The organism is Sphaerobacter thermophilus DSM 20745, assembly GCF_000024985.1.
GTDB lineage: Bacteria > Chloroflexota > Chloroflexia > Thermomicrobiales > Thermomicrobiaceae > Sphaerobacter > Sphaerobacter thermophilus.
On sequence record NC_013523.1, the window covers coordinates 2,238,049 to 2,264,085 of the forward strand.

At 68.9% G+C, this 26,037-nt stretch carries 23 protein-coding genes; 7 read left to right on the forward strand and 16 right to left on the reverse strand.

The annotated features are described in order from the left end of the window. Positions 1 to 329 precede the first annotated feature (329 nt). Together STHE_RS10155 and STHE_RS10160 are read left to right on the forward strand one after the other, a co-directional pair. Complete coding sequence (locus STHE_RS10155; RefSeq protein ID WP_012872491.1) at positions 330 to 893, forward strand: DJ-1/PfpI family protein; 564 nt, start codon at positions 330 to 332, stop codon at positions 891 to 893. Between the two features lie 105 nt (positions 894 to 998). Then, complete coding sequence (locus STHE_RS10160; RefSeq protein WP_012872492.1) at positions 999 to 1,328, forward strand: tRNA-binding protein; 330 nt, start codon at positions 999 to 1,001, stop codon at positions 1,326 to 1,328. 25 nt (positions 1,329 to 1,353) lie between these two features. On the opposite strand, the gene uppP is transcribed toward STHE_RS10160, so the two are convergent. The 3 genes from uppP to STHE_RS10175 form a co-directional block, all read right to left on the reverse strand. Continuing rightward, on the reverse strand, positions 1,354 to 2,193 hold the full coding sequence (gene uppP, locus STHE_RS10165; protein ID WP_012872493.1) for an undecaprenyl-diphosphatase UppP: 840 nt from the start codon (positions 2,191 to 2,193) through the stop codon (positions 1,354 to 1,356). After that, positions 2,194 to 3,183 (reverse strand): lysylphosphatidylglycerol synthase transmembrane domain-containing protein, encoded by a 990-nt coding sequence (locus tag STHE_RS10170; protein WP_012872494.1) that lies wholly within the window; start codon positions 3,181 to 3,183, stop codon positions 2,194 to 2,196. A gap of 87 nt (positions 3,184 to 3,270) precedes the next feature. Beyond that, positions 3,271 to 4,254, reverse strand: a complete 984-nt coding sequence (locus STHE_RS10175; RefSeq protein WP_012872495.1) for a polysaccharide deacetylase family protein — start codon at positions 4,252 to 4,254, stop codon at positions 3,271 to 3,273. Positions 4,255 to 5,391: 1,137 nt separating this feature from the next. On the opposite strand from STHE_RS10175, the gene STHE_RS10180 reads away from it, so the two are divergent. Continuing rightward, complete coding sequence (locus STHE_RS10180; protein ID WP_012872497.1) at positions 5,392 to 5,787, forward strand: helix-turn-helix domain-containing protein; 396 nt, start codon at positions 5,392 to 5,394, stop codon at positions 5,785 to 5,787. A 150-nt stretch (positions 5,788 to 5,937) separates the two neighbouring features. Next, complete coding sequence (locus STHE_RS10185; RefSeq protein WP_012872498.1) at positions 5,938 to 6,384, forward strand: nucleoside deaminase; 447 nt, start codon at positions 5,938 to 5,940, stop codon at positions 6,382 to 6,384. Positions 6,385 to 6,576: 192 nt separating this feature from the next. On the opposite strand, the gene STHE_RS10190 is transcribed toward STHE_RS10185, so the two are convergent. The 10 genes from STHE_RS10190 to STHE_RS10235 form a co-directional block, all read right to left on the reverse strand. Next, on the reverse strand, positions 6,577 to 7,758 hold the full coding sequence (locus tag STHE_RS10190; RefSeq protein ID WP_041399012.1) for a cystathionine gamma-synthase: 1,182 nt from the start codon (positions 7,756 to 7,758) through the stop codon (positions 6,577 to 6,579). A gap of 140 nt (positions 7,759 to 7,898) precedes the next feature. Then, a complete protein-coding gene (locus STHE_RS10195) occupies positions 7,899 to 9,299 on the reverse strand; it encodes a cystathionine beta-synthase (protein ID WP_041399014.1) in 1,401 nt (466 codons plus the stop codon). Between the two features lie 290 nt (positions 9,300 to 9,589). Next, positions 9,590 to 11,515 carry an acetate--CoA ligase gene (locus STHE_RS10200; protein ID WP_012872501.1) on the reverse strand — a complete coding sequence of 642 codons (1,926 nt, stop codon included), beginning with the start codon at positions 11,513 to 11,515 and terminating at the stop codon, positions 9,590 to 9,592. A 149-nt stretch (positions 11,516 to 11,664) separates the two neighbouring features. Continuing rightward, a complete protein-coding gene (locus STHE_RS10205; RefSeq protein WP_012872502.1) occupies positions 11,665 to 13,146 on the reverse strand; it encodes an ATP-binding protein in 1,482 nt (493 codons plus the stop codon). 9 nt (positions 13,147 to 13,155) lie between these two features. Continuing rightward, positions 13,156 to 13,890 (reverse strand): response regulator transcription factor, encoded by a 735-nt coding sequence (locus tag STHE_RS10210; RefSeq protein WP_012872503.1) that lies wholly within the window; start codon positions 13,888 to 13,890, stop codon positions 13,156 to 13,158. A 19-nt stretch (positions 13,891 to 13,909) separates the two neighbouring features. Continuing rightward, positions 13,910 to 15,175 (reverse strand): M16 family metallopeptidase, encoded by a 1,266-nt coding sequence (locus STHE_RS10215; protein ID WP_012872504.1) that lies wholly within the window; start codon positions 15,173 to 15,175, stop codon positions 13,910 to 13,912. A 49-nt stretch (positions 15,176 to 15,224) separates the two neighbouring features. Then, positions 15,225 to 15,734: a CinA family protein gene (locus tag STHE_RS10220; RefSeq protein ID WP_217155816.1), complete on the reverse strand. Its 510-nt coding sequence runs from the start codon at positions 15,732 to 15,734 to the stop codon at positions 15,225 to 15,227. Positions 15,735 to 15,900: 166 nt separating this feature from the next. Next, on the reverse strand, positions 15,901 to 16,749 hold the full coding sequence (locus tag STHE_RS10225; protein ID WP_012872506.1) for a M55 family metallopeptidase: 849 nt from the start codon (positions 16,747 to 16,749) through the stop codon (positions 15,901 to 15,903). A 110-nt stretch (positions 16,750 to 16,859) separates the two neighbouring features. Next, positions 16,860 to 17,981, reverse strand: a complete 1,122-nt coding sequence (locus STHE_RS18000; protein ID WP_169308190.1) for a sensor histidine kinase — start codon at positions 17,979 to 17,981, stop codon at positions 16,860 to 16,862. 239 nt (positions 17,982 to 18,220) lie between these two features. Next, a complete protein-coding gene (locus STHE_RS10235; RefSeq protein ID WP_012872508.1) occupies positions 18,221 to 19,039 on the reverse strand; it encodes a serine hydrolase in 819 nt (272 codons plus the stop codon). A 258-nt stretch (positions 19,040 to 19,297) separates the two neighbouring features. Here STHE_RS10235 and STHE_RS10240 point away from each other — a divergent pair, with 258 nt between their 5' ends. Further along, positions 19,298 to 20,551 carry an MFS transporter gene (locus STHE_RS10240; protein WP_012872509.1) on the forward strand — a complete coding sequence of 418 codons (1,254 nt, stop codon included), beginning with the start codon at positions 19,298 to 19,300 and terminating at the stop codon, positions 20,549 to 20,551. Between the two features lie 108 nt (positions 20,552 to 20,659). Here the strand turns inward: STHE_RS10240 and STHE_RS10245 are convergent, their stop codons facing one another. From STHE_RS10245 to STHE_RS10255, 3 genes are all read right to left on the reverse strand, one after another. Then, on the reverse strand, positions 20,660 to 21,109 hold the full coding sequence (locus STHE_RS10245; protein ID WP_012872510.1) for a vitamin K epoxide reductase family protein: 450 nt from the start codon (positions 21,107 to 21,109) through the stop codon (positions 20,660 to 20,662). Then, a complete protein-coding gene (locus STHE_RS19435) occupies positions 21,106 to 21,849 on the reverse strand; it encodes a DsbA family protein (protein WP_012872511.1) in 744 nt (247 codons plus the stop codon). Before STHE_RS19435 ends, STHE_RS10245 begins: the two co-directional genes overlap by 4 nt. Before the next feature lie 261 nt (positions 21,850 to 22,110). Then, positions 22,111 to 23,253 carry an AI-2E family transporter gene (locus STHE_RS10255; protein ID WP_012872512.1) on the reverse strand — a complete coding sequence of 381 codons (1,143 nt, stop codon included), beginning with the start codon at positions 23,251 to 23,253 and terminating at the stop codon, positions 22,111 to 22,113. A gap of 408 nt (positions 23,254 to 23,661) precedes the next feature. Between STHE_RS10255 and chrA the strand changes: the two genes are divergently transcribed. Together chrA and arsM are read left to right on the forward strand one after the other, a co-directional pair. Further along, positions 23,662 to 24,855 carry a chromate efflux transporter gene (chrA, locus tag STHE_RS10260; RefSeq protein ID WP_012872513.1) on the forward strand — a complete coding sequence of 398 codons (1,194 nt, stop codon included), beginning with the start codon at positions 23,662 to 23,664 and terminating at the stop codon, positions 24,853 to 24,855. A gap of 315 nt (positions 24,856 to 25,170) precedes the next feature. Further along, entirely contained in the window at positions 25,171 to 26,007 is an 837-nt protein-coding gene (gene arsM, locus STHE_RS10265) for an arsenite methyltransferase (RefSeq protein ID WP_012872514.1), read from the forward strand. Positions 26,008 to 26,037: the final 30 nt, after the last annotated feature.

The following is a 26,037-nucleotide window of genomic DNA, read 5'->3' on the forward strand; positions in this document are numbered from 1 at the left end:
GCGAATCGTATCATAGGCCCTCTCGGGGCCACAAACGGATAGCGGGCCCGAACCAAAGCGCCGGCAGGATGAACGTTGAGGAATCACCCCCCGGTAAACCTTTCAGCAGCCTGCGACGTCACTCATGAGTCATCCGGAGCGACGCGAAGGATGACACGGTGGTGATTCTGGCCTGTCGCGACCTTACGTCAACTTCGATGGTGCCGGCGCTCCTGAGGCTCTTGAGGCAGCGACCGGGGCAACCGGGATGACAACGTTAGCGCGCGGCCTGACAATAGGTCGCCGAGCGGAACGGTCGGGCACGCCGTAATCTGTATCGAGGAGGAACGATGAAGTTTGCCTTCGTGATCTACGACGGGATGACAGCCCTCGATTTCATCGGCGCCTATGACCCGCTCACGCGCCTCAAGACGATGGGATTCATGCCTGAAGTTACCTGGGACATCTGCGCCTACACCGCGGAGGTGCGAGACGGCTCCGGGCTGCAATTCACGCCCACCCGCATCGGCGAGCCGCTCGCGGGGTACGATCTGGTCTACGTGCCGGGTGGCTTCGGCACCCGCACGCTGGTTCAGGATGCGGGGTTCCTGGCCTGGCTGGCGACGGCCCGCGACAGCCGTTGCCTGGCCTCGGTCTGCACCGGGTCGCTCCTGCTGGGAGCGGCGGGGCTGCTCGCCGGCCGCAGGGCAACCAGCCACCCATCCGCCTACGACGAGCTGCGTGCCTACACGCCGCAGGTCGTGGATGAGCGCGTGGTGGACGAGGGGAACCTCGTCACCGGCCGGGGCGTCTCCAGCTCCATCGACCTGGGGCTCTACCTGGTGGAACGCATCGCCGGACCGGAGGTCAAGGCCCGCATCAAGCAGCAGATGGACTACCCCTACGGTGCATAACTGGGGGGGGACGCCATCCCGAGAGCGCCGGCGGCGGGACAACATCGGGGGTATGAGAGAGCGCGGGCACGCGGCCGGCGCTCCGTGGAAGGGGAGAAGCATCTCGTGGCAACCATCGAGGACTTTGAGAAGATCGACATGCGGGTCGGCCGGATCATCGAGGTTGAGGAGTTCCCGGAGGCCCGCAAGCCGTCCTACAAGCTCACTATCGACTTCGGCCCGCTCGGTATCCGCCGCTCGTCGGCCGGATTGAAGCCCTATTACCAGCCGGAGGAGCTGATCGGGCGCCAGGTGGTCTGCGTGGTCAACTTCCCGCCGCGCCGCGTCGCGGGCTTCCCGTCGGAGGTTCTGGTGCTGGGAGCTATGCAGGCTGACGGCCGCGTCGTCCTGCTCCAGCCGGATCGCGAGTCGGAACTGGCAGCCCCGATCGCCTGATCGATCACTCCGCCGACCGGGGTGTCTAGCGCACCCCGGTCGCGACCAAGGCTAGGAGCAGCACGCCCAACCCAAGCCGGTAGACGACGAAGATCATCGTCGAACGCGTCCGCAGATAGCGCAGCAGGAACGCGATGGCGAGGTAGCCGACGATGGCAGCGGTAGCCATCCCGGCGAGGAAGGACTGCCCCTCCCCCGGGGCCAGCCCGGTTTCCATGAGTGAGCGCGTCTCCAGCACGCCCGCGCCGACGATGGCCGGGATGCCGAGCAGGAACGAGAAGCGTGCCGCCGCATCCCGCTGCAGCCCGCGGAAGAGCGCTGCGGTGATGGTGCTGCCCGAACGCGACACCCCCGGCAGCAGCGCCAGCGCCTGGGCCAGTCCGACCACCAACCCGTCGCCGGCGTTGATGCACTCGACCGGTCGGCAGTGCTTGGCGACCCGCTCGGCCAGGGCGAGGAGCGCACCGAGAGCGATCAGGAGGAGCGCCACGAGGACGATGGCGGTGTTCCCCCCGGCGCCTCCGTGGAAGAAGGAGTCGATCGTGTCGTTTGCGACGAACCCGACGATGGCGGCCGGGATCGAGCCGAGGATGATGATCCAGCCCATCCGCGCCATCGGGTCGGCCAGCGGACGGCGCTCGATCAGCCCGCGCGGCACGGCCACGGCGATCTGAAAGATCTCCCGCCGGAAATAGACCAGCACCGCGACCAGCGTTCCGAGGTGCAGGGCGACGTCGAACGTCAGGCCCGACTCCTCCCAGCCGAACAACCAGGGAATGATGATCAGGTGGGCCGAACTGCTGATCGGCAGGAACTCGGTCAGGCCCTGGACCGCGCCCAGGACAATCGCGCGCAGGACGTCCACTCAGTCACCCACCTCCTCGGCCGACAGGCGCCGCACGGCGCGCCAGGAGAGGCTCTCGCGCCACCAGTGGTAGAGGCCGACGAGCGTCACCGGGAAGTAGAGCGCGGCGTGGACGGCGATCGCATAGGAGAGGGCGGTTCCCCGCTCGACACCGACCGCCCCGGCCAGCGCTAGCAGGATGCCGGCCTCGAAGGGCCCGACGTAGCCCGGGGAGGCCGGGATCAAGGTCGCCAGGTTGGCCACGGCGGTGACCAGGAGCACCGCCCCGGGGCTGAGCCCAAGCCCGAAGCCCTCGGCGATCACCCAGTACATGGACGCTTCCAGCAGCCAGGCGCCGAGTGACGCGACGGCGACCGCGATCAGGTCGCCCCGGCGCCGAAGGATACCCAGCCCATCGAGGAAGGTGTGCGCCGCCTGCCCGAGCGGCACGGCGACGCGTGCCGGGAGCAGCCCCAGCCCGCGCTCCAGCAGCCACCGGCGCGGCCACTCGGTCGTCAGCACGACGAGCCCAAACAGCAATCCGCCGAAGAGCACCCCGGCGACCAGCCCGACGTGGCGCACCTGCGCCGTCAGCGCCACCGACAACGAGGCCACCAGCATGAAGAGGAGCATCGTCAGCCCGTCGAAGACCTTCTCGACCGCGATGGTCGCCAGCACCGACGACGCCCGCACGCCACGGCGATTGGAAAGCATATACGCCCGCACCAGCTCGCCGGCCCGGAACGGCAGGACGTTGTTCGCCATAAAGCCAACGGTCACAACCGGGAAGAGGTCGCGCGGCGCGCAACGATGCACCGCACGGAGCAGGGACGACCAGCGGAGGGTGCGCACCCACAGCCCGGCGAAGTAGAGCAGGACGGCCGGCAAGAGCAGCCAGTAATTGGCGCGCGCCAGCGACGCCCCGATCTGGTCCAGATCCTGGCCGTGGAAGGCGATCACCAGGAAGATGAGGCTCACGGCGAACCCGAGCCAGACGCGCGGCTTACCCACCCAGAATCTCCAGCCGTGCAGCGTATCGTCGATGCCGCGCCCCGGGCAACGCCGTGACGGGCCACCAGAGTATACCGTCCCCGCGCCTCACGACAGCAGCGACTTGAACTGCTCCATGCTGGCTCCTCCGTGGATGCGCAGCCGGGGAAGGAGCAGTTGGTCCTGCTCAGCCGTGGCCCGGCCGCCCTGGGTGGTCACCGCGATCTCATAGCCGGCGTCCCGCACCGCGGCTACGCTGCGCTGGTCGAAACGGCCCACCGGGTAGCAGAAGGCGCGCACCGGATGGCCCAGGTGCGCCTCCAGGGCCTGCTTGCTGTCCATCACCTCGGCCCGCACCTGCGCCTCCCCCAGCGACGGGAGCTGGTGGTGCGACACCGTGTGCGACCCGATCTCGACCAGGCCGGAGCGGTCCATCTCCGCGATCATGTCCCAGGTGACGTACGGCGGCTGATCCACCGCGCCGGTGATGACAAAGAGCGTGGCCTTGAAGCCGTACTGCTTAAGCACCGGAAAGGCAGCGGTGTAGAAGTCCCGGTAGCCGTCATCGAACGTGAGCACGATCGGCTTGGGCGGCAGGGGGCGGCGCCGGGCCCGGACATCGGCCAGTTCACCCAGCGTGATCGGGGTGTAGCCCTCCTGTGCCAGCCAGGCCATCTGCTCGGCGAATCGTTCCGGACTGACCGAGAGGTCACGGCCGATCGAGTCACCCGGCCCCGGGTCGGGACGGACGTAGTGGTACATCAGGATCGGCACCGGAGTGATCTGGCCCTGCGGCTCCGGAGTCGGCGTCGGCGTGGGTGTGGGCACCGGCGTGGGCGTCGGCTCCGGGGTAGGCGTCGCCGTCGGTGTGGGTCGTGGGGTTGCCGTCGGTGTGGCGACCGGAATTGGTGTGGCGGGCACGCGCGTTGCGAGCGGGCGCTCGGGAGTCGCGGGGGTTGGGACCTCCGGCGTAGCCGGCCCCGCGGCGATCACGGGAAGGAGGATGGTCGACGTGGGGATCGAGAGATTGAAGAGCGCAACGGCGAGCACCAGCAGCCCCAGCACCAGTCGGGGCCACACCGGCTCGCGCATAACTTTCTTCCCCTCCCGAGCAAGCAATGCGCGGTTTGCGAACGATCCGCCAGAATCCTACCGTCGCCAGCCGCGAGCCGTCGAGTCCCTATCGTAGCTGACATGTTTGACATCCATTGACCTTTTGGGGGCCGATGCGTACTGAGTACAGCGCACCGACCTGCGACGCTGCGCAGCGTCGCGAGAGATCCGGCACACGCCGTCGGGGCAGCTTCAACCGGCGGAAATCCGAGCCGGGGCGGGTATTTGGAGCAATGTGCGGAGACGGGCAGGGTGGATGGACGGGTACTGCGCGGTACTCGCTTCTTGTCCAATTCGCGTAACTGGGTCCCGCGGGCACGACTGCATGGAACGTTTGTCAGGCTGGGTCGAGTAGACAAACGGGCAAACAGATGCTATCGTCTTTCTGGGTTGTTTGTGGGGTGGGGTGCATACGGGTGCCCCCGGGACGACCCATTTGATCGCACAGTGGCCTGCGGGGCCGGGAACGACGAGGTTCCCACTGGGTGCCCATGGACCCGGCCTTGTGGTCCGTGCCCGTTGGGAGTTGCGGACGGCCCCGGCGCGTGGTTGCGACACGTCGCCGCCACGCTACCCGGCAAGCGCCGGTGGGACATGGGTAGGACCGGACTCTCACCGGGCGTCGCGGCACCATCATCCTCGTCACGCGATCCGCCCGGAAGCCCATCTCCGGTGCACCGGGCGCTTAGGACGCGCAGGTTGTGCGGGCCAGCGGGCCAATGTTGGGGGGTTGCGGAACGAACGAGGAGCCGCACCGCTACCGCTCGATGGGGAACCAAACTGCCATCGCGCTGGCTGGTGCGGAGCCTCGTAGCAGGCGCCGGCGCAGCACCAGCGCCCCAGCTCCGGTGCCACACAACGCCGCAGAACGGCGAGGAGGGAGGACGCGTGCGGCTGCTCCGATCGAGGCAGCGTCCGCCGCGCCCCGGCTAGTAGCGTGTGGCGACACCACCGGAATCGGCGGGTGGAGGCTGTCGCCGGCAACCTCGCCTAAGCGTGGTGTACGGCATCGTCCCACGCCTTGGGTCGCCTCGAACGAGGTAGCCACGACCATGAGGCCGCGGCGGGCACGGCACAACGCAAGCGTGAACACGAACTGCAGGGAGGACTGAGACTGTGGAAAACGAACGCAGCGAGCGCAGACCAACGTCGTCGGAAGTGCGCCAACGCATCGGACCGGCTATTCGCCGGCTACGCCAGCAACAAGGGCTGTCACTCTCCGATCTTGCCGAGCGCACCGGCATCTCGGTGTCGTATCTCTCGCGCCTAGAGAAGGGCCGCAGCGTCCCGTCCTTCACGCTCCTCTCCCGGCTCGGCAACGAGCTTGGCGTCGACATCGGCTTCTTCGTTGAGACCGAGCGGGAAGCCCAGGACGTGGACCGCGCGCTCGAGGAGGAGCTCAGCAAGACCTCCATCCCAGAGGACGTCTGGCCCGAGATCTTCTCGCTGAGCATCGAAGCCCGGAAGGCGCTCCTCGACTACTTCGAAGCGCACGCCCGCGCCGGGAGCTGATAAGGACAGCGTGTCTCGACCGGGGTGTGCCCGCCGGCACGGCCCGGTCGAACCCCAATCGCGCACGATCGCACCGAGGACGCGCCTGGCGTGCTCGGTGCGTTGGTATGCGCCAGCGTCACCAGGCGTCATCGTCAGGATGGAAATCTCATGAGCGACACGCACGAGCGCTATATGCGCCTGGCCCTGGAGGAAGCGGCCAAGGCCAAGGCGGCCGGCAACGGCGCCTACGGCGCGGTGGTCGTCCGCGACGGGCAGGTGATCGCCACCGGGCGCAATGAAGCCACCACCACGAGCGACCCCACCGCTCATGCCGAAACGATCGCCGTGCGCAACGCCGGCATGGCGCTGGGCACGCTCGACCTGTCAGGCTGCACCCTCTACGCAACCTTCCAGCCATGCCCGATGTGCTGTGGGTCGATCCTGGTGAGCGGGATCAGCACGGTGGTCATCGGCGCGGTGCCAGACGACCCTGCCCAGACCCGCTGGCCCACCTACTCGGTCGATCGGCTGGTCGAGTGGCTCGGCTACCAGGACCGCGTCACCGTCATCACCGGCGTCCTCGCCGACGAGTGCCGGGCAATCCTCCAGCCATAACCCCGGCGCCGCCGGCACCGCCACCCGAGGGCGATCCGGAGGTCTGGAGACGACGACCCGGCAAGAACGATCTACGGCGGTGGCACGTGCCCGGGGGTAAACACCGGGCCCAGACCACGGCGCGGGGATCCTTTCGCCCCCGTCGGCGGGCATCGCCGTCTTGCCGCGGCGCGTCGGCTGCGGGCCCAGCCGCTAGTTCCCGGGCACGCTGGCCGGGACGACCGCGGACAGGGCCTCGCGCAGGTCGTCCATCAGGTCATCCACGTGCTCGATCCCGACCGAGAGCCGGATCAGGTTCGGCGCGATCTCGAAGCCGGAGCCGGCCAGGCTGGCGTGGGTCATCTGACCCGGGTGCTCGATGAGCGATTCGACACCCCCCAGGCTCTCAGCCAGGGTGAAGAGACGCGTGCGGCTGACCACGGTCCGCGCCGCCTCGTAGCCGCCCTGCACCGTGAACGACACCATGCCGCCGAAGCCACGCGGCATCTGCCGCCGCGCCACCAGGTGACCCGGGTGGTCCGGCAGGCCGGGGTAGAAGACCTGCTCAACCGCCGGGTGCTCGCGCAGCATCGCGGCGATCGCCATGCCGTTCGCGCTGTGCTCGCGCATGCGAACCGAGAGCGTCTTAATCCCGCGCAGCACCAGCCAGCAGTCGAACGGGCCGGGCACCGCGCCCGCCGCGTTCTGGTGGAACTTCAGCGTTTCGTAGATCTCGGGGTCGTTCCCCAGCACCGCGCCGCCGATCACGTCGCTGTGCCCGCCCAGGTACTTGGTGGTGCTGTGGAGCACCAGGTCGGCGCCCAGCGTCAGCGGCTGCTGCAGGTACGGCGAGGCGAAGGTGTTGTCGACCACCAGCCAGATGGACCGGTCCCCGATGACCTCCCGAATCCCGGCGATGTCGACGATCTTGAGGTACGGGTTGGTCGGCGTCTCGACCCAGATCATGCGCGTGTTCGGCTGGATGGCGCCCGCCACCGCGTCCAGATCGGTCAGATCGACCATCGAGAACGTGATGCCGTAGCGGGAGGCGACCCGCGCCGCCAGGCGGTAGGTGCCGCCATAGGCGTCGTCGGACAGGATCAAGTGGTCGCCGGGGTTGAGCAGGTACCAGGTGTTCTGGGTCGCCGCCAGGCCGGAGGCGTAGCACAGTCCCCAATCGGCCTGCTCCAGCGCGGCCAGCGCCGTCTGCAGCGCGCTGCGGGTCGGATTGTCGGTGCGGCCGTACTCGAACCCTTTGTGCTTGCCGACCTCCTCCTGGGCAAAGGTGGAGGTCTGGTAAATCGGCACGATCACCGCCCCGGTCGCCGGGTCCGGGTCCTGCCCCGCGTGGATGGCGAGGGTCTCGAACCGCAGGGTCGTCTCATCCTGCGCCATATGCATCCGAATCCTTTCGCGTGGTGCGGGGACGCCCCCGCACCCGTTGTATGCGTAATCCGTTCACTCTCCTCTCCCACAAACCCGCCCTGAGCGGCGCTGAAGGGTTGGGAGAGGCACGGGGGCGAGGGCAGTTCCCCTTACCCGCCGTTCTTCTGGTGCGCCACGAAGTCCAGCAGGTCGGCGCGGGTGATGATACCGACCAGCACCCCCTCCTCCTGCACCAGGACCGCCGGAGAACCGGCAGCCAGGAGCGGGAAGACGCGCTCGACCTCTTCCTTGACGTCCACCAGCGCGAAGGGCGGGTCCATCACCGTGCTAACCGGCTCGCGGATCGCCTCCGGGCGGCGGAAGACCTGGTCGAGCAGTGTTCGCTCTTGCAAGCTGCCGACCACACTGTGGACCTCGATCCGGCCGTCTCCGGTGCCGCCGGCCCGCACCACCGGCATCTGCGAGATGCGGTAGCGCCGCAGCAGGTCGATCGCCTCCTCAACCGTCTGGTCGACCGTCGCGGCGACCACGGCGGGGATCTCCGCATCTGCCTCACGCGCCAGCAAGGCCGCCACCCGCGACCCGTGTGCGAAGCGCGAGAGGAAGCCGTTCTCCCGCATCCAGTCGTCGTTGTAGACCTTCGAGAGGTAGCCCCGCCCGCTGTCGGGCAAGAGCACGACCACCAGCGACTCCGGGTCGTCCAGCCGAGCGGCGACCTGCAGCGCCGCCCAGACGGCCGTGCCCCCCGAGCCGCCGACCAGCAGGCCCTCCTCGCGCGTGACCCGGCGGGCGGTGAGGAACGAGTCCCGGTCGCTGACCTGGATGAACTCGTCGACGACCGCGCGGTCGAACGTGCCCGGCCAGAAATCCTCCCCGATACCCTCGACCTTGTAGGGCCGGATGTTGTCCGGGTCGGTGTAGATCGATCCCTCGGGATCGGCGCCGATGACCTTGATGTTCGGGTTCTGCTCCTTCAGGTAGCGGCCGACACCGCTGATGGTCCCGCCGGTGCCGACACCGGCCACGAAGTGGGTGACCTTGCCCTCAGTCTGCCGCCAGATCTCCGGTCCGGTCGTCTCATAGTGGGCACGGGGGTTGATCGGGTTGAAATACTGGTTGGGCTGGAATGCGCCGGGGATCTCGCGCGTCAGCCGGTCGGCCACGCTGTAGTAACTCTCGGGCGACTCGCGCGGCACGGCGGTCGGCGTGGTGACCACCTCGGCACCGTAGGCGCGCAGCAGCGCAACCTTCTCCTGCGACACCTTGTCCGGCATGACGAACACACAGCGGTAGCCCCGCACGGCGGCCGCCATCGCCAGGCCAACGCCCGTGTTGCCGCTGGTCGGTTCGACGATCGTACCGCCCGGCTTGAGCCAGCCCCGCCGCTCAGCCTCTTCAATCATGCGGAAGCCGATGCGGTCCTTGACGCTCCCGCCGGGATTGACGAACTCAACCTTGGCCACTACGGGGGTGGTGATCCCCTGCGTCACCCGGTTCAACCGGACCAGTGGCGTTTCACCGATGAGCGAGAGGACGTTTGGGTGAATCATCGTCGTTCGGCCCGAGCGGGCCACTCCCCCTTTCCGCACGACGGCTCGCCCACCGGCGTCCTGCCGCGAGGAAGCATCGCCTGGCGGGGTGAAGCCCCGCAGCGGCGATTCTAGCACGGGCGAACCGCCCACCCGGCTCCCCGGGAGCGCCGGCCTCGTGCCCGCTCCCGCGCTGTCTAGCTGTCTAAGAGAAGCGCAGGCGTCCTCGCCGCGAGAGCGGCCCTCACCCCCGACTCCTCTCCCAACGTTGGGAGACGGGTCGGGCAAGACGCCCGCGCTCACGATCCGGATCAGGACGCGCTGCCGTCCCCCTGGCCGCCCTTGATCTCTGCCCGCATGCGACGCCAGGCGGCGCGTGCTTCCTCGACAGAGGCTTCGTCCTCGATCGTCGAGACGTCGCCCGGGTCCTGATCCGCGATGACCGCTCGGAAGACGCGGCGCATGATCTTGCCACTGCGCGTCTTCGGCAGCATGCTGACGAAATTCAGCTCGCCGATGACCGCTACCGGCCCCAGCTCCTGGCGCACGGTGCCGAGCAGTTCGCTCTTGAGCAGCTCCGTCGGCTGCCAGCCCGGCTTGAGCGCGATAAAGGCCGAGATGACCTCACCGCGGACCGGATCCGGCCGCCCGGTCACGCCCGCCTCGGCGACGGCCGGGTGGCGCAGGAAGGCGCTCTCTACCTCCGCCGTGCCAATGCGGTGCCCGGCAATCTTGATGATCTCGTCGGCCCGGCCGGAGAACCAGACGTAGCCGTCCTCGTCGATCGCACCCGAGTCGCCGGTATAGTAGACCCCGGGGATGCGCCGCCAGTACTCATTAGCGTAGCGCTCCGGGTCGCCCCAGATCGTCGGCGTCAGTCCCGGGAACGGCCGCTCGATGACCACGATCCCCGGCTCGTCCGGCCCGCACCGCTCCCCCTCCGGCGTCATCACTGCGAGCGCGAAGCCGGGCAGCGGCACGCCGGCCGAGCCGGGCTTGATCGGCAGCATGCCGAGCCCATAGGGGTTGCCGACCACCGGCCCACCCGTCTCGGTCTGCCACCAGTGATCCAGCACCGGAACGCGGTCCTGGAAGACCTCCTTCTGCAGCCATTCCCAGGCGGGCGGGTTGAGCAGCTCCCCGGCGCAGAAGACCCGCTCGACCGACGATAGATCATGCGCCCGCGCCGGCTCGGTGCCATAGCGCATCAGCATCCGGGCCGCGGTCGGGGAGGTGAAAATGCCGGTGACCCGGTTCTCCTCGATGATCCGGTAGACGGTCTCCGGGCCGGGGTGGTCCAGGGCACCCTCGTAGGCGATGGTGGTGCACCCCACCAGGAGCGGCGCGTAGACGATGAAGCTGTGACCGACCACCCAGCCGATGTCGGAAGTAGACCACCAGATGTCGGTCGGCTTCATCCCAAAGCACCAGTCGGCGGTGCTGCGGATGCCGACCTGATAGGTCCCGTGGCTGTGCACCGCGAGCTTCGGGCTGGCGGTGGTCCCCGACGTGGCCAGGATGTACGCCGGCTCGTTCGCCTCCATCACCTCGTGCTCGGCGCTCTGCCCGGCTCCCAGGGCCAGGAATTCGTCCCAGTCGAGGTCGCGCCCGGGCTGCATGGCGGAGTCGTCCGTCCGCCGCAGCACCACCACGCGCTCGACCTGCCCATCGAGCGTGTCGAGCGCAGCGTCCACGATCGGCTTCAACGGGACGGTGCGCCCCTTGCGCCAGGTCGCGTCGGCGGCCAGGAGAACCCGTGCCCCGGCGAGCTGCAGCCGCTGGGCCAGCGCCCCGCTGCCGAACCCGGCGAAGACGACCAAATGGATCGCGCCGATGCGCGCGGTGGCGAGCATCGCGATGATCGCCTCGGCGCAGGTGGGCATGTAGATCCCGACCCGGTCGCCGCGGCGCACCCCCAGCCCGCGCAGGGCGGCCGCCACACGCTCAACCTCGTGCAGCAACTGCGCGTAGGTCAGGACACGCCGCTCGCCGCGTTCGTTCTCGGCGATCAGCGCCGCGTGCCCGCCCCAGCCGCGCCGGACATGGTAGTCGAGCGCGTTGTAGCACAGGTTCGTCTCTGCACCGAGGAACCAGCGGAAGCCGGGCGGATCCCAGGCGAACACCTGATCCCAGGTGCGGAACCAGGGAATCTGCTCAGCCGCGCGCGCCCAGAATCCTTCGTGGTCGTCGGCCGCCTCCTGCTGCCAACGGCGGACGATCGGGTTGACGACTTCCATCGCGCACCTCCCGCGGCCGTCGATCGGGTATGCTCCCGCCCCTCCGGAGCCAGGGGGCCGTCGCACCCCGGCAGTCCCTACAACCGATACCCAGGGTATCGCCAGTATCACCCTAACGGTCCGAGCCGGCAACTCCCACCGGCACGGGGTCACCCGGCGGCGGCGATGGGCTGGCCAGTGGCAGCGGCTGGTCGGCCGTCTGGCGAGGAACCGGTCGCGGGCGCGAGCGGCACGGTCACGGTCACGACGGTACCGCCCGTCTCCCCGCCGTCGATCCGGATCGACCCGTTGTGGCAGTCGACGATCCAGCGGGCGATGGCGAGGCCGAGGCCGGCGCCGGCGGCGCCGTTGGCGCGGGCTGCATCGCCCCGGTAAAAGCGGTCGAAGATGCGCTGGCGCTGCTCGGGCGGGATACCCGGCCCGGTGTCGCGCACGATGATCTCGGCTGCGTCGTCGCGGCGGTGGAGGCTGAGTTCCACTTCGCCACCGGGCGGGGTGTAGGTAAAGGCGTTGTCGAGCAGGATCAGGAGCAACTGCTTGAGCTGGTCGGCGTTCCCGACGACGTCGATCTCGCCCGCATTGTGGACGCGGAATATGTGCTCACCGGCGAGCGGGGCCACCACGCGCGCGGCGTCGGCCACGACCTGATCGAGGTGGATGACCTCCAGGTCGGGCCGCCAGCCGACGTCGGCACGCGCCAGGGTCAGCAGGTTCTCCACCAGCCGACCCATGCGCTCGGCCTCGTCGCGGATGTCGGCCAGGCCGTCGCGCAGGTCCGCGGGATCCCAGCGCTCAGCGTCGATCTGGCGCAGCAGGATCTCGGCGTTGCCGCGCAGCGCCGTGAGGGGCGTGCGCAGCTCGTGGGAGGCGTCGGAGACAAAGCGTCGCTCGGCGGAGAAGGCCTCCTCAAGGCGGTCGAGCATCTCATTGAAGGTCTCGGCCAGTTGCCGCACCTCATCCCGCGTGGGAGGCGGATCGATCCGCCGGCTCAGGTCGCCCTCGTCACCGATGTGCTGAGCCGTGTGGGTGATGCGCGTCAGCGGCCGCAGCGAGCGGCCCGCCAGGACGTAGGCACCGACGGCGGTCGCGACCAGCCCCATCCCGCCACAGACGGCCAGCAGCAGCCGAAGCTTGCTGAGCGTCTGGTACATCGGGGTGAGCGGCTCGGCCACCTGGAGCGTGACGACCGGCTCCTCCGTCGGGTAGGCAACGAGGAGCACGCTGAGGACGCGCACCGGGGCGCCGTGGAAGTGCACTGTGTAGTAGACCGGCTCGCCCCGCAGGTTGCGTTCGAGCACCGACGCGGGCAGCGGGATGTAGTCCTCGAGCTGAGGGGAGTTGAGGTAGAAGCTCCCATCCGGGAGGGTCAACTGCGAGTAGAGGCCGGGGAATGTCACCGGGTCGAGATCGGGCGGCGGGAAGGGGAAACTCGGCCCGTCCGGACCGACCCGGACCGCCCGCGACTGCTCGCGCACCTGGCGCGCGACCCGCGTCCAGGCTTCCGCCAGCCGGGCGTTGACCTCGCTACTGAGCGAACGCTGGAGGGTGAGGTAGACCCCTGCGCCCACCGCCACCAGGAGCACGGCCATCAGCGCGGTCGTCAAGAGCGCTATCCGGAATCGAACCGACATCGATGGCTCCTACGATGATTGCGACCCCGCGCGCTCCTCCGTCGGCAGGCGCAGGGCATAGCCGGCGCCGCGGACGGTCTGAAGCAGGCGCGGCTCACCGCCCGCTTCGAGGTGGCGCCGCAGATTGCTGACGTAGACCTCCAGCACGTTCGACTCGCCGGGGAAATCGTAGCCCCAGACCCGCTCCATGATGACGTCCCGCGTCAGCACCTGGTTCGGGTGCCGCATGAAGAGCAGCAGCAGCTCGTACTCGCGGGTCGTCAGCTCAATGCGGCGATCGCCCCGGTAGGCGAAGCGCGAGGTGGTGTCGAGCGTCAGGTCGGCGAAGCGGTAGACGCCGTCGTCAGCCGGTTCCTCGGCGCGGCGCCGCTCCTGGCGCCGCAGGAGTGCACGGACCCGTGCCAGCAACTCCTCGAACGCGAACGGCTTGATTAGATAGTCGTCGGCTCCGGCATCGAGACCGGCCACCCGGTCGGCCACCTCGTCCCGCGCCGTCAGCATCAGGATCGGCATCCCCTCGCCGGCCGCACGAATTCGGCGGCAGACTTCGAGGCCGTCGATGTCGCCCGGCAGCATGATGTCGAGGATGATGAGGTCCGGCGGGTCGTCGCGCACCGCATCCAGCGCGCGCGCTCCGGTGTCGGCCACCGTGACCCGGTAGCCCTCGAAGACCAGGCCGCGGCGCAGGAACGATGCAATCGCGCGCTCGTCCTCGACGACCAGGATGTGCTGCTCCTGCGCCATTCCGTTCCGCCTCCCTCCATCAGAGGTGCAGCAGCGACCGGAAATGGCTCTCGGCCTCGTACGGCCCCACGATCGCCAGGTTCAGTAGGTCGGGTCGGAAGAGTTCGGTCGCCAACTCCTGGATCTGCTCGGCCGTGACGGCGTCGATCCGCGCCATGACCTCCTCCGGGGTGAGGATCTCGCCGAAGACGGCCTCCTGGCTCCCGACCCAGGCGGCAACGGCGCGGCTGTCCTCCAGCCCCATTACGATCCGACCCCGGCGCAGCTCCTTGGTGCGCTCCAGCTCGTCCGCCGGCACCGGCTCCCGGCGCAACTTGTCGAACTCGCGCAGGATCGCCTCGATGGTCTGCTCGACCCGCGCCGGGTCGGTCCCGGCATAGACGACGCCCTGGCCCACGTCGGCGTACTCGCGGAAGTACCCATAGACCTCGTAGACCAGCCCCAGCCGCTCCCGGATCTCCTGGAACAGGCGCGAGCTCATCCCGGAGCTGAGCACGGCGTCGATCATCTCCTGAACGTAGCGCCGGTCGTCGGTGTAGGGAAGCGCCGGGACGGCGACGCACAGGTGCGCCTGCTCGGTCGGACGGGTGAGCAGCCGCACGCGCGGCTCCTGCTGCCGCACCTCGGCCTGGACGAAGGTATTGACGTCGCTGGCGGGGAGATCGCCGAAGTACTGCTCGGCCAGCTCCACGACCTGCTCGTGGTGGATATCGCCTGCGGCCGCGATGACCAACCGGTCGGGCCGGTACTGGGTGCGCAGGTAGGTGATGAGGTCCTCGCGCGAGATCGCGCTCACGGTGTCGACACTGCCGATGACCGGGCGACCGACCGACTGCCCGTCCCAGACCAGCTCGTCGATGACGTCGTGGATCAGGTCGTCAGGCGTGTCGTGGATCCCGCGGATCTCCTCGATGATGACGAAGCGCTCCTTCTCCAGCTCTTCGGGGTCGAAGGTGGAGTGGCGCAGCATGTCCGCCAGTACGTCGAAGGCCCGCGCCAGGTGCGCGCTCGGGACCTTGACCCAGTAGTTGGTGCTCTCGCGGCTGGTGGCGGCGTTGAGGATGCCGCCGACGCCCTCGATCTCCTGGGTCAACATGATCGGATCGGGGCGACGCTCGGTCCCCTTGAAGACCATGTGCTCCAGGAAGTGCGAGATGCCCGCCTGGTCGTCGGACTCGTAGCGAGAGCCGACGCGGAAGTAGAGAATCAGCGTTGCGGAGCGAACGTGGTCCATCCGGCTGGTAACAACCCGGACGCCGTTCGGTAGAACCGTCTTCTGGTACAACGTTTCCCTCACTCTGAGGATACAGATCCGAAGTGTCGCCGAGGCACGCTCACGCGGTGGTGCCCGCCCCCGTGCCTGGCACGCGGCGCGCCATCTCCACGGCTAGGCGCAGCGCCGCCTCGGCGGTGCGTGCGATGTTGCTGGCGCGATCGCCGTCCCAGCGATGCTCCTCGCAGGCCTCACCCGCAGGTGTCACGCAGGCGATGTAGACCAGGCCGACCGGCTTGGTCGGCGTAGCCCCACCCGGTCCGGCGATGCCCGTCGTCGAGACGCCGATGTCGGCGCCGGTCGTGGCGCGGACGCCGCGGGCCATCGCCAGCGCGCACTCGCGGCTGACCGCTCCGTGCTGCTCGAGCACCTCCCGCGGCACGTGGAGGAGGCGCTCCTTCAGGTCGTTGCTGTAGGACACGATGCCGCCGACGAAGTAGGCCGAACTCCCTGGCACCGTGGTGATCCGGTGGGCGACCAAGCCGCCGGTGCACGACTCGGCGGTCGCGATCGTCAACTCCTGCCGAGTGAGGATGTCTGCAAGCTGTTGTTCCATCGTACGCGCGGCCACCCGGGCCACCCTTCCCCACATCGCGGGACTCGATCACGTCTTTGAAGTATAGCAGGCGGGTCCAGATGACCCAGCGCCCGAGGAGCGCCGGCTACCCGCCAGCCTCCGCGCGGTCGCTCCGAGAGCGACGAGAGGTGGCCGACAGCCGACGCTCCTGATCGCGGCATCAGCCCAACCAGCCGGCCGGCTCGTAGAGGGCGTTGCGCAGGGCCGCCCAGAGGGTTTGGTACTGCTGCCACGGGTCATCCCCGGGCACGAGGAGGGTGACCGGACCGAGGCGCTCGACCCCGGCGACGCGCGCGGCGCGGTCGCACTGCTGCATCGTGAGGAAGTCCACCTCCAGCCGGAGCGGCCGCTCCGGCGCGTAGACCCGTGCCCGGCTCAGATTGCTCAGCGCCCGAGCAGCGGCTTCCCGGATCTCCGGCCCCGTCGCTGCCGGGGGGCGGCAGATCGCGGCGTTGCGCCCACGCGCTTCCTTCACCGCCACCGTCTCGATGTCGTCGCCCAGGAACGCGCGCGCCTCGGCCACGGTCGCGGTGTCACCGGTGACCATGATGACCGGGATGCCGAAGGAGCCGAGGATGGCGGCGTTCAGGCCGGTCTCGCCGTGCGGGCGGCCGTTGATGCGCAGTTCGGCCACCGCCGCCCCGGCGATGGTGTGCGGGTGCACGGCACGCGGCGTCTTCGCCATCGCGTGGTAGCCGATGAACACGGCGGCGTCGAAGCGCTCGCTGTCGGCACCTTCGAGCTGGCAGGCGTCACGCGCCTCCCCGGCGCCGGTCATCAGCCGCGCCGCGGGGTGGAGGTCCTCGATCAGGATGTTGCGCATCGGACCGTGCCCGTCGCTGACGAGGATGTCCGTCGCACCCGCCTGGATCAGCCCCTCGATCGCGGCGTTCGCGTCGCCGGTCATCAGCTTGCGGCCGCGGTCGTACTCCCGCTCGGTCGACATCATCATGTCGCCGTGGACCACACCGGTGATCCCCTCGATGTCGACCGACATGTACACCTTCATTGCCCAACCTCCCCTATCGGACCATCATCGGCGAGAGCGGCTCTCGCACCGGCCCATCTTCCGACGCCAGGGGTGGGGTGACAAGTATCCGGTCGGGGAGTGCTAGGCGATCACCCGGCGGGCTGGCAATCGGCCGACCGGAGCGGCAGGCGGACGGTGAAGGTCGAGCCGCGGTTGGGCTCGCTGTCGACCCAGATGCGACCGCCATGGGACTCGACGATCCCCTTGGCGATGAAGAGGCCCAACCCACTGCCGACCAGGGTGGTCTCGCCGACACGGGAGAACGGCTGGAACAGCCGCGTCTGCTGATCGTCGGACAGGCCGGGGCCCTGATCGCTGATGGTGAGGATCGCCGACCCTGCCTCCTCGCGGAGGGAGGCGCGCACCTCACCGCCGTCGGGGGAGTACTTGACGGCGTTGTCGATGAGGTTGGCGACGACCTGCGCGATCCGCTCGCGATCCCAGCAGCCGGTCAGTTGCTCCGGGGCATCGAGGTGCAACCGGTGCTGCCCCCCGCTAACAAGTTGGGCCTCGACCACCTCGCGGACGACCGCAACCAGATCGACCGGGGCCGGCTGGAGCTTGAACTCGCCGACCCCGAGGCGGGCGGCGTCGTGGAGGTCCGTGGTGATCCGGCGCGTGCGCCAGACCGCCTCGATGATGGCTTCCAGCGCCCGGCGATCCTGCTCCGCCAGGTCCGGCTCGATGCGGCGCTGCAGCCCCTGGGCGTAGCCGACGATGGTGGTCAGGGGCTGGCGCAGTTCATGGGTGACCGCGGCAATGAAGACCTGGAGTTGCTGCTGGGCGTCGGTCAGCCGCCGGTTCCCCTCCTCGATCACGCGCGCGTCATGGAGCATGGCGACACGCTGGCGAGCGAGGAGCACTGCTGCGCCGACGATGAGGAGCAGCCCGAGCACATCCGTGATCCAGACGGCAACGGGGAGTCCCTGAACCGCGCCACTGATGACGCCGACACACAGTGCGGCGGCGCCGATGACGCCAACCGCACGGGGGGTGAGCCACCGCGCCACCACCAGGATGGGAAGTGCGTAGAGGAGGGAGACGACCCGACCCTGAGGCATGAGGGTCAGGTCGAGAGCCAGGGCCACCAGGAGGCTCGCGATGGCCAGGGCACCGATCAGCCACGGGGAGACGCTTCGACGCTGCGACGCTGCATCGCCGGCCGGCACCGACGTGTCCCACGCTGCCCCGCGAGGCTCTGACCCCGCCACCCTGGCCCGCTCCCCTGGCCCGATGTCCATACTCTGCCTGCTCGGTCGTGCTCAGCGCCAGTGATACCGTGTTCGGCAACGAACGCGCGCATACGCGCTACCGCTCTCACAGAACTGGCACGGGCGCGTTGCCACAAACACCTATCAATGGACACCGTGTCACGCCGAGTATAGCGCAGGCCAGTCCCTGGCGAAAGAGGTGCGATGACGGATCGCACGGATTCGCGCCGGGCCTGTGATTAGGCTGCCCCCGGTGGAATGAGGCCCGTCGCCTGCAGTGCAGCGCGCGTGATGTCGCCGATCGCCTGCTCCCCGGCATGGAGGTCGGGAAGGTTCTCCGTGAAGACGGCAACCACGAGCGTACCGGCCGGGGTGGTGATGAAGCCGACGTCGTTGACCACGCCGGTCAGGCTGCCGGTCTTCGAGCCCCAGCGGATGCCCTCACCCTCGGGCACGTAGCGCCCGATCCGGCGCGGGTTCTGCTGCTTCTCCAGCATCGCCAGCATCGCCGTGCAGGACTCCTGCGACGCGGCACGGCCCTCCAGCAGCGCCTGGACGGCCAGGGCGTAGTCGTCCGGCGTGGCCCAGTTCTCCGGCTCGTCGGGGAGCGCCGGGCGCCCCTTCATCTTCCGGCTCAGGTTCGAGTCTCGCATGCCCAGCGACGCGATCACGTCGTTCACCGCGTCGAGGCCGACGAGATCGATCAGCAGGTTGGTTGCGGTGTTGTCGCTGATCGAGATGGTGAGATAGACGAGGTCCTCCAGCGTCAGCTCCAGCCCGTCGTGCAGGTGCAGCAGCACGCCGCTCCCGGGCGCCTTGTCGGCAGCGCGCAGGACGATCCGGTCGGTCAGCGCGCGTTCCCCGGCGTCCACCGCGCGGTAGACGGCGATCATGAGCGGGATCTTCACCGTGCTCGCGGCGCGGAAGCGCCGGTCGCCGTTGTGGCGGAAGGTTTCACCGCCGGGTGCGACGATGGTCGCTCCTACCGTGCCTCCCGTCGCTTCGGCTGCCGCAACCGCCGCGGCTACGCCAGACCAGTCGATCGTCATCCCGTCCATGCCACGCCTCCCTAACTCACGTGCAAGCCCAACCGCCCGGCATCATAGCCGGTCGCGCCCATCCGTGCGCGGGAGAAGCGTCGTAGGCTACAATCCCGCGCGTGCCCGACGCAGGCAGACCACCGGGTTGAACACGCCGACCGCGAGGAGCAATGCCGTGACAATCGCGACGTTTCTTCTGACGCAGGGCTCGATCTGCAACCGGGCGGTGCCCCACGCCCGCCGTAGAGAGGAACGGAGCGAGAATGGCGGTCTGCCATGCGGGGTAGGGAGCGACGGAACGCCTACTCCGTCTATCTGATCTTCGCGGCCGCATCGGCCTTTTTCTACACGCTCGTCTTCACCGTCAGCGCGGTCTACCGGGTCGAGCAGGCCGGGCTCAACCCGTTCCAACTGGTGCTCGTCGGGACGGTGCTGGAAGCATCGGTCTTCCTGTTCGAGATCCCGACCGGCGTCGTGGCCGACGTCTACAGCCGCCGCCTGTCGGTCATCATCGGCGTCTTCCTGGTCGGCGCAGGGTTCCTGCTGGAGGGTGCCCTTCCCATCTTCTGGACGATCCTGCTGGCGCAGGCCCTCTGGGGGATCGGCTACACCTTCACCAGCGGCGCAGTCAACGCCTGGATCAGCGACGAGATCGGTGAGGAAGGCGCCGGGCGCGCCTTCCTCCGCGGCGCGCAACTGGGTCAGGCGGGCGCGCTGCTGGCGACGGGCGTCAGCGTCGCGCTCGCCAGCGTCCGGCTCAACCTGCCGATCCTGGCCGGCGGGGGCTGCTTCGCGCTGCTCGGCCTCTATCTCATCCTCCGGATGCCCGAACGGCATTTCACCCCTCGGCCGCCGGAGGAACGCTCCTCGTGGCAGTCGATGCGGCGCACCCTGCGCGATGGGGCCCGCACGGTTCGGGGCCGGCCGGTACTGATCACCATCCTTACGATCGGCGCCATCTACGGCATGGCCAGCGAGGCGTTCGACCGGCTCTGGCCGGTCCACTTCCTCGACAACTTCACCTTCCCGCAGATCGCCGACTTCGAGCCGGTCGTCTGGTTCGGCATTATCAACGCAGTGGCGATGGTCCTGAGCGCCGGGGTGACGGAGATCGCACGGCGCCGGGTCAACACCGCCAGTCACCGCGGCGTCGCGCGAGCGCTGCTGACGATCAACCTCCTGCTGATCGGCTCGGTCGCGCTCTTCGGCCTGGCCCAAGGCTTCACGGTCGCCCTGGCAGCCTACTGGCTGACCTACCTGCTGCGCACGACCCACGACCCGCTTTACACCGCCTGGGTCAACCAGCGGCTGGAGCCGCGGGTACGCGCCACGGTCCTCTCAATCGCCAGCCAGGCCGACGCCCTCGGCCAGATCGCCGGCGGCCCGGTACTCGGCGCGGTGGCCACGCTCGCCTCGATCCCGGCCGCCATGATCGGCGTGGCGCTCGCGTTCGTGCCCTCGCTCGGCCTGTACACCCGGGCGCTGCGCCGCCCCGAGGAGGTGGAAGCCGTCACCCCGGCAGCGGACTGAATGCCTCGACCGGGGAAGAAAAAACTCCCCTCTCCCACTGTTGGGAGAGGGGTTGGGGTGAGGGCCGTTCCCACGGGCCCTGTCCGCACATCGCGCCGTGGCGACGGCTCAGGCGATCTCGCTCTCCCCGGCGCCGAGGAAGCGCCAGAGGAGGACGCCCTCAGCGACCAGGATGCCGAGGGTCAGCACCGCCGACGTGACGCACCACTGGCAGATGGCCTCGATCACGGCGATCTCGAGGTACGTCAGGTAGGCCGCGTAGAGCGCGCCGGAGAGGACCAGCGCGAAGGCGGCCATAGTGGCGGTGCTGGCCCAGGCCGGCCGAGTCCGGCGGAGGAATCCCAGGCCGATGACCGCGAGGTACATCCCCATCCCGAGGATCGAGATGGGGATGCCCGCAATCTCCGCATAGGGGCTGTTCTGCACCGTCTTGCAGTCGCCGACGGTGCAGACGAGTGCGCCGGTGTCGTAGTGGCTGTAGGTCAGGTATCCGGCGACCAGCACCCCTGGGATCGCCAGGGCCAACGAGGCGGTCTGCCAACCAGTTCCGCGGATCACTGCCCCAGTGCCTGATCGATCGCGGCCTTCAGCGTCTCCCAGCGACCGTTCCAGCCCTGCAGGAGCTGGCCGTTGATCATAATGCTCGGCGTCCCGGTGACCCCGGCCTCTTTGGCCTCGTTGTACATGGCCTCGACGTCCTGCTTGTGCGTCCGGTTGTCGTAGCATTCGTTGAACGCTTCCATGTCCAGGCCAACTTGCCGCGCCATCTCCTTCAACCGGGCCTCGCTGAAGGCGCCCTGATTCTCCCCGCGCTGGTTCAGGAAGACCGTGTCGTGATACTGCCAGAACTTGCCCTGGTCCTCGGCGCAGAAGGCTGCCTCGGCCGCGCGGGTCGATTCCGCTCCCAGGAAGGCGAAATCGCGATACTCAAAGGTGATCTTCCCGGTCGCGACATACTCCTGAATGAGCTGCGGCTTCACCGCACGGGTGAAGTAACCACAGCCTGGTCATTGATAGTCGCCCCACTCCACCACGTGGACCGGCGCGCCTTCCTGCCCCATGACGCGCCCGTTGGTCGGGATGCTCGCGTCCGGCGGCGGCGCCACCGCGATGTCCGAGACGTCCTCGCTGCCCTGCGGCCGGTTGAGCAGGATCAGCACGACGGCTGCGATCAACGCGACAGCGACCAGACCGCCAAAGATCGACATCTGCCGCCGTCGCCGCGCCGCTCGCTCCGCCGCCAGCCGGCGCTCCGCTCTGCGGGAGCGCCGTGCCTCCCGCTCTGATTGGCGACTCATCTCCTCCGCGTTGCCCTTCCCAACAACACCACCTGCCCAGTTGTCTGGGCCGTATCGTACCACGCCCCCGCCCAGCTACGGCGAGTCGCGGCACGCCGGAAGCAGCCCACGTCCGTACTCCTAGCACGCGTACCTTAAGGATAGCTGAGGGATCGAGCCTCATGTCGATACTCGTGGCGGGCTGACGACCGAACGCCCCGCCAGCCGGCTGAGCCGGCTGGTGAAGGCCGCAGCGCCGCCGCCAGAGGCCTGCGCTGCGGCCTACCCCTCGTGCTCGCGCGCGGCCGGCTCGGGGACGCGATCCGGGGCGGGCTCCGGCGCGATCTGAGCGCGCCGCCAGGGGATGATCACCTCCTCGAACATGACCTGCACCATCGCCGCGGCCGGCACGGCGACGAACGCACCCGCAACGCCGAGCAGCGCCGCCCCCACCAGTACGGCTACGAAGACGAGCAGAGGGTGGATGTCGAGCTGGTCACCTTCCACCCAGGGGGAGATGGCGTAGCCCTTGGCGTTCTCGATGACGAGCGAGGCACCGAACACCAGGAGGAAGGTCGTCCACCCCTGGAGCGCCGCGATGGTGAGCAGCGGGATGCGCGCCAGCCACGGACCAATGCGCGGCACCGCCTCGCCGAGCCCCACCACGATCGACAGCAGGACCGCGTACGGCACACCGATGATGATCAGCGCCACGTAGGTGATCACCGCGATGATCGTCATGACGATCAGCTTGGCGCGCACGTAGTAGCCGATACGATCCCACATCTCGCGCATCACGCGCTCCGCGGTGTCGCGGTGATCGGGGCTGACCAGCGACAGGATAAAGCTCAGCAGCCGACCGCGCGTCGTGACCAGCAGCATCGAGATGACGAAGATGCTCAGGACGTCGAGAAAGAGACTGAACAACTCGCTCGGCAACTCGGCCAGCCGGCTGCCGACGGTGCTCAGCAGTCGCGAGCCGGCCGTGGCGACCTGTTCCTCGAACGGTTCCAGTTCCGGGTATTGCTCGCGCAGGCGCTCCCAGCTCTCCCGCACGGCCTGGTAGCGATCGACGTAGTTGGGGATCTCATCCACCAGCGTGGCGACCTGCCCGAAGAGGGGCGGCAGCACAAACCAGCCGATGGCCACCACGACGGCCATCGCCACCAGGTAGACCAACAGCACGGCGATGCCGGACGGTATGCGTAGCCGCTCGAGCTGGGACGCCGGGCGCGCCGCCGCCGCGGCGAACAGGAGGCTGATGAACAGGATCAGCAGCACGCCACTCAGGCGCATCAGCAGGTAGAGCCCGAACGCGGTGAGGATGGCGAACAGGAGCGCGTAGTAGATCGGCATGGCCCGCTGAATGACCGACTCGCGCTGCCGGGAAGCGGGCCGATCCCCGTCCAGGTCAACGCCTTCCATAGGCTCTCTCCTCGATACCCTCGCCTACTCTCCCACAGCCGGGTCCACCGGTCCGGGGCATCACCCCGGACCATGGGAGAATCCGCAATCCGCTGTCCCCCATTGTCGCCCTGCGGCGCGCGTTGCCAGCGAACTGCGGGTGCGATAAGACTACCCGGGAAGAGCATGGAGCTTGCCGAACGAATCGAGGACACGCGCTCGTCCTGGGCCTGAGGTGGGTAGTGCGAGGATCCCAGCGCCGCGGCGCGAGCCCGGGGGTAACCCCCCAGGCTCACCAGGCGAAGCCCGCTGCAGCGGGCTGGAACGGCGCCCGTTCGCGGTCGTTCTCGTGAACGTCGCTTCCTGGCACGGCGCCGTAGCCCTGCGCACGTGTCGCGGCCAAGACATGCACACCGAAACGGAGGGGCGGTGACCATCGCGACGGACGAGGATGCATCCACGACCGGCACGCCAGGAGAGCGCGGTCGCGCGGCCCTGCGTGAGGTCGCATGGGTGGCGGTCAAACTCGGCTTCACCGCCTTCGGCGGACCGGCCGCGCACATCGCCATGCTGCGTGACGAAGTGGTCGTCCGCCGCCGCTGGGTGACGGAGCAGCACTTCCTCGACCTGCTCGGTGCGACCAACCTGATTCCCGGACCGAACTCAACCGAGATGGTGATCCACACCGGCTACATCCGCGCCGGGTGGCGGGGGTTGATCGCCGCCGGGGTCGGCTTCATCGCCCCCGCCGCGTTGATCGTCCTCGCCTTCGCCTGGACCTACGCCCGCGTCGGCACGACACCCGAGGCCGAATGGCTGCTCTACGGGATCAAGCCGGTCATCATCGCCATCGTGGCCCAGGCGCTCTGGAACCTGGCGAAAACCGCCGTCAAGGGCGTGCTGGCCGCCGCGATCGGCCTGGGGGTGCTCGCGCTGGCGCTGCTCGGGTTCAACGAGATCGTGCTCCTCTTCGGCGGTGCGGCACTGATGCTCGTGCTCACCCTCGCCCGCCGTGCGCGACGCCCCCCGCCGGTCGCCGCACTACTGCCGCTGGTCGGAGCCCCGATCCCGGCGGCGACAGCCGTGGCCGGCACGGCGCCGTTCAGCTTCCTGACGCTGTTCCTCACCTTCCTCAAGATCGGCTCGGTCCTCTTCGGCAGCGGCTACGTGCTGCTCGCCTTCCTCCGCAACGACTTCGTGCTGCGCCTCGGCTGGCTGACCGACCAGCAACTGCTAGACGCCGTCGCGGTCGGCCAGTTCACACCGGGACCGGTCTTCACCACCGCCACCTTCGTCGGTTACCTCGTCGGCGGGTTCCCCGGCGCGGCGCTGGCGACCGTGGGCATCTTCCTCCCCTCGTTCATCTTCGTCGCGGTGCTCAACCCGCTCATCCCCAGGCTCAGGGGATCCCCGTGGACCGGTCCATTGCTGGACGGGGTCAATGTCGCGGCCCTGGGGCTGATGGCAGCGGTCACCTGGCAGCTCACCCGCTCGGCCGTGGTCGACCCGCTCACGGCCGCGCTCGCCCTCGCCGCGCTGGTCCTGCTTGTGCGCTTCCGGGTCAACTCCGCCTGGCTGGTCCTCGGCGGCGGATTGGTCGGGCTCATCACGTGGCTATTGTGAAGGGGTGGTTGAGAGGCGCGTCCCCCCTCACCCCAACCCCTCTCGGACGGAGCCCACCTGGGGAAAGGGGCTTCGGTAGGAGCGGGGCTCCGAGAGGGTATTGACAGCCGGCCTGCTTCATCGTAAATTACCGATGAAAGCCGCCGGTGGAGCGGCATTCGTTTCCGGCGGTAGTTCGTAAAAATACGATGGCCGGGAGTCGCGGTGGCTCGCCACCCGGACTTGGACCCACGCCCGTGTGGCCCGGCGGCGGCCTGGCGCATGCGACACCTGCGCGGCGAGGGACATCGCCCGGCACGAGGAAGGACATCTCCGATGCCTGAGCCATCTCGGCCCGCACTTGATGAGATCCGCCTGGTTGTCCGTGATCGATACGGGGCGGCGGCCCGGGCGGTTGAGACCGGCGCGGCAACGGGCGGCGGCTGTTGCGGCGGAGCACAGGTCAGCCCGCTCGTCGTGACCGCCTACGACCCTGACGCCCTGCGCGACCTGCCGCAGGAGGCCGTCCTGGCCGCGCTCGGCTGCGGCAACCCGACCGCGCTCGCGGCCCTGAAACCGGGCGAGATCGTGCTCGACCTCGGCTCGGGCGGCGGGATCGACGTGCTCCTCTCGGCCCGGCGGGTCGGCCCGACCGGCTTCGCCTACGGGCTCGACATGACCGACGAGATGCTGGAGCTGGCCGAGCGGAACCGGCAGCAGGCCGGTATCGAGAACGCGCGCTTCCTCAAGGGGCACATCGAGGAGATTCCCCTGCCCGACGCCAGCGTCGACGTCATCATCTCCAACTGCGTCATCAACCTCTCCGGCGATAAGGACCGCGTGCTGCGCGAGGCGTGGCGGGTGCTCCGGCCAAGCGGCCGGTTCGCGGTCGCCGACATCGTGGTGCGCGGTCGCCTGCTGCCCCCGGTACGGCAGAGCCTGAGCGCGTGGTCCGCCTGCGTCGGCGGAGCGCTCAGCGAGGAGGAGTACCGGGAAAAGCTCGCGGCGGCGGGGTTTATCGACATCTCCGTCGAGGCGACACGGGAATTGACCCTCGACGAGCTGATGGGCGATTGCTGTGGGGGCGGTGGTGCCGACCTGCAGGCGCTGACCACGCTCCAGGCGGAGCACGGCACTCTGATCTCGGCCTTCATCCGCGCCCGCAAGCCGTAGAGTAGACGGCCCTCACCCCCGTCCCCTCTC

Coding starts and splice junctions, on each gene's coding strand:
- STHE_RS10200 (WP_012872501.1), bottom strand. CDS start 11,515: ATGGAAGTCGTCAACCCGATCGTCCGCCGTTGGCAGCAGGAGGCGGCC.
- STHE_RS10255 (WP_012872512.1), bottom strand. CDS start 23,253: ATGGAAGGCGTTGACCTGGACGGGGATCGGCCCGCTTCCCGGCAGCGC.
- STHE_RS10155 (WP_012872491.1), top strand. CDS start 330: ATGAAGTTTGCCTTCGTGATCTACGACGGGATGACAGCCCTCGATTTC.
- STHE_RS10235 (WP_012872508.1), bottom strand. CDS start 19,039: ATGGACGGGATGACGATCGACTGGTCTGGCGTAGCCGCGGCGGTTGCG.
- STHE_RS10185 (WP_012872498.1), top strand. CDS start 5,938: ATGAGCGACACGCACGAGCGCTATATGCGCCTGGCCCTGGAGGAAGCG.
- STHE_RS10210 (WP_012872503.1), bottom strand. CDS start 13,890: ATGGCGCAGGAGCAGCACATCCTGGTCGTCGAGGACGAGCGCGCGATT.
- STHE_RS10195 (WP_041399014.1), bottom strand. CDS start 9,299: ATGATTCACCCAAACGTCCTCTCGCTCATCGGTGAAACGCCACTGGTC.
- arsM (WP_012872514.1), top strand. CDS start 25,171: ATGCCTGAGCCATCTCGGCCCGCACTTGATGAGATCCGCCTGGTTGTC.
- STHE_RS10205 (WP_012872502.1), bottom strand. CDS start 13,146: ATGTCGGTTCGATTCCGGATAGCGCTCTTGACGACCGCGCTGATGGCC.
- STHE_RS10190 (WP_041399012.1), bottom strand. CDS start 7,758: ATGGCGCAGGATGAGACGACCCTGCGGTTCGAGACCCTCGCCATCCAC.
- STHE_RS10175 (WP_012872495.1), bottom strand. CDS start 4,254: ATGCGCGAGCCGGTGTGGCCCCGACTGGTGCTGGGGCTGCTGGTGCTC.
- STHE_RS10240 (WP_012872509.1), top strand. CDS start 19,298: ATGCGGGGTAGGGAGCGACGGAACGCCTACTCCGTCTATCTGATCTTC.
- STHE_RS10225 (WP_012872506.1), bottom strand. CDS start 16,749: ATGAAGGTGTACATGTCGGTCGACATCGAGGGGATCACCGGTGTGGTC.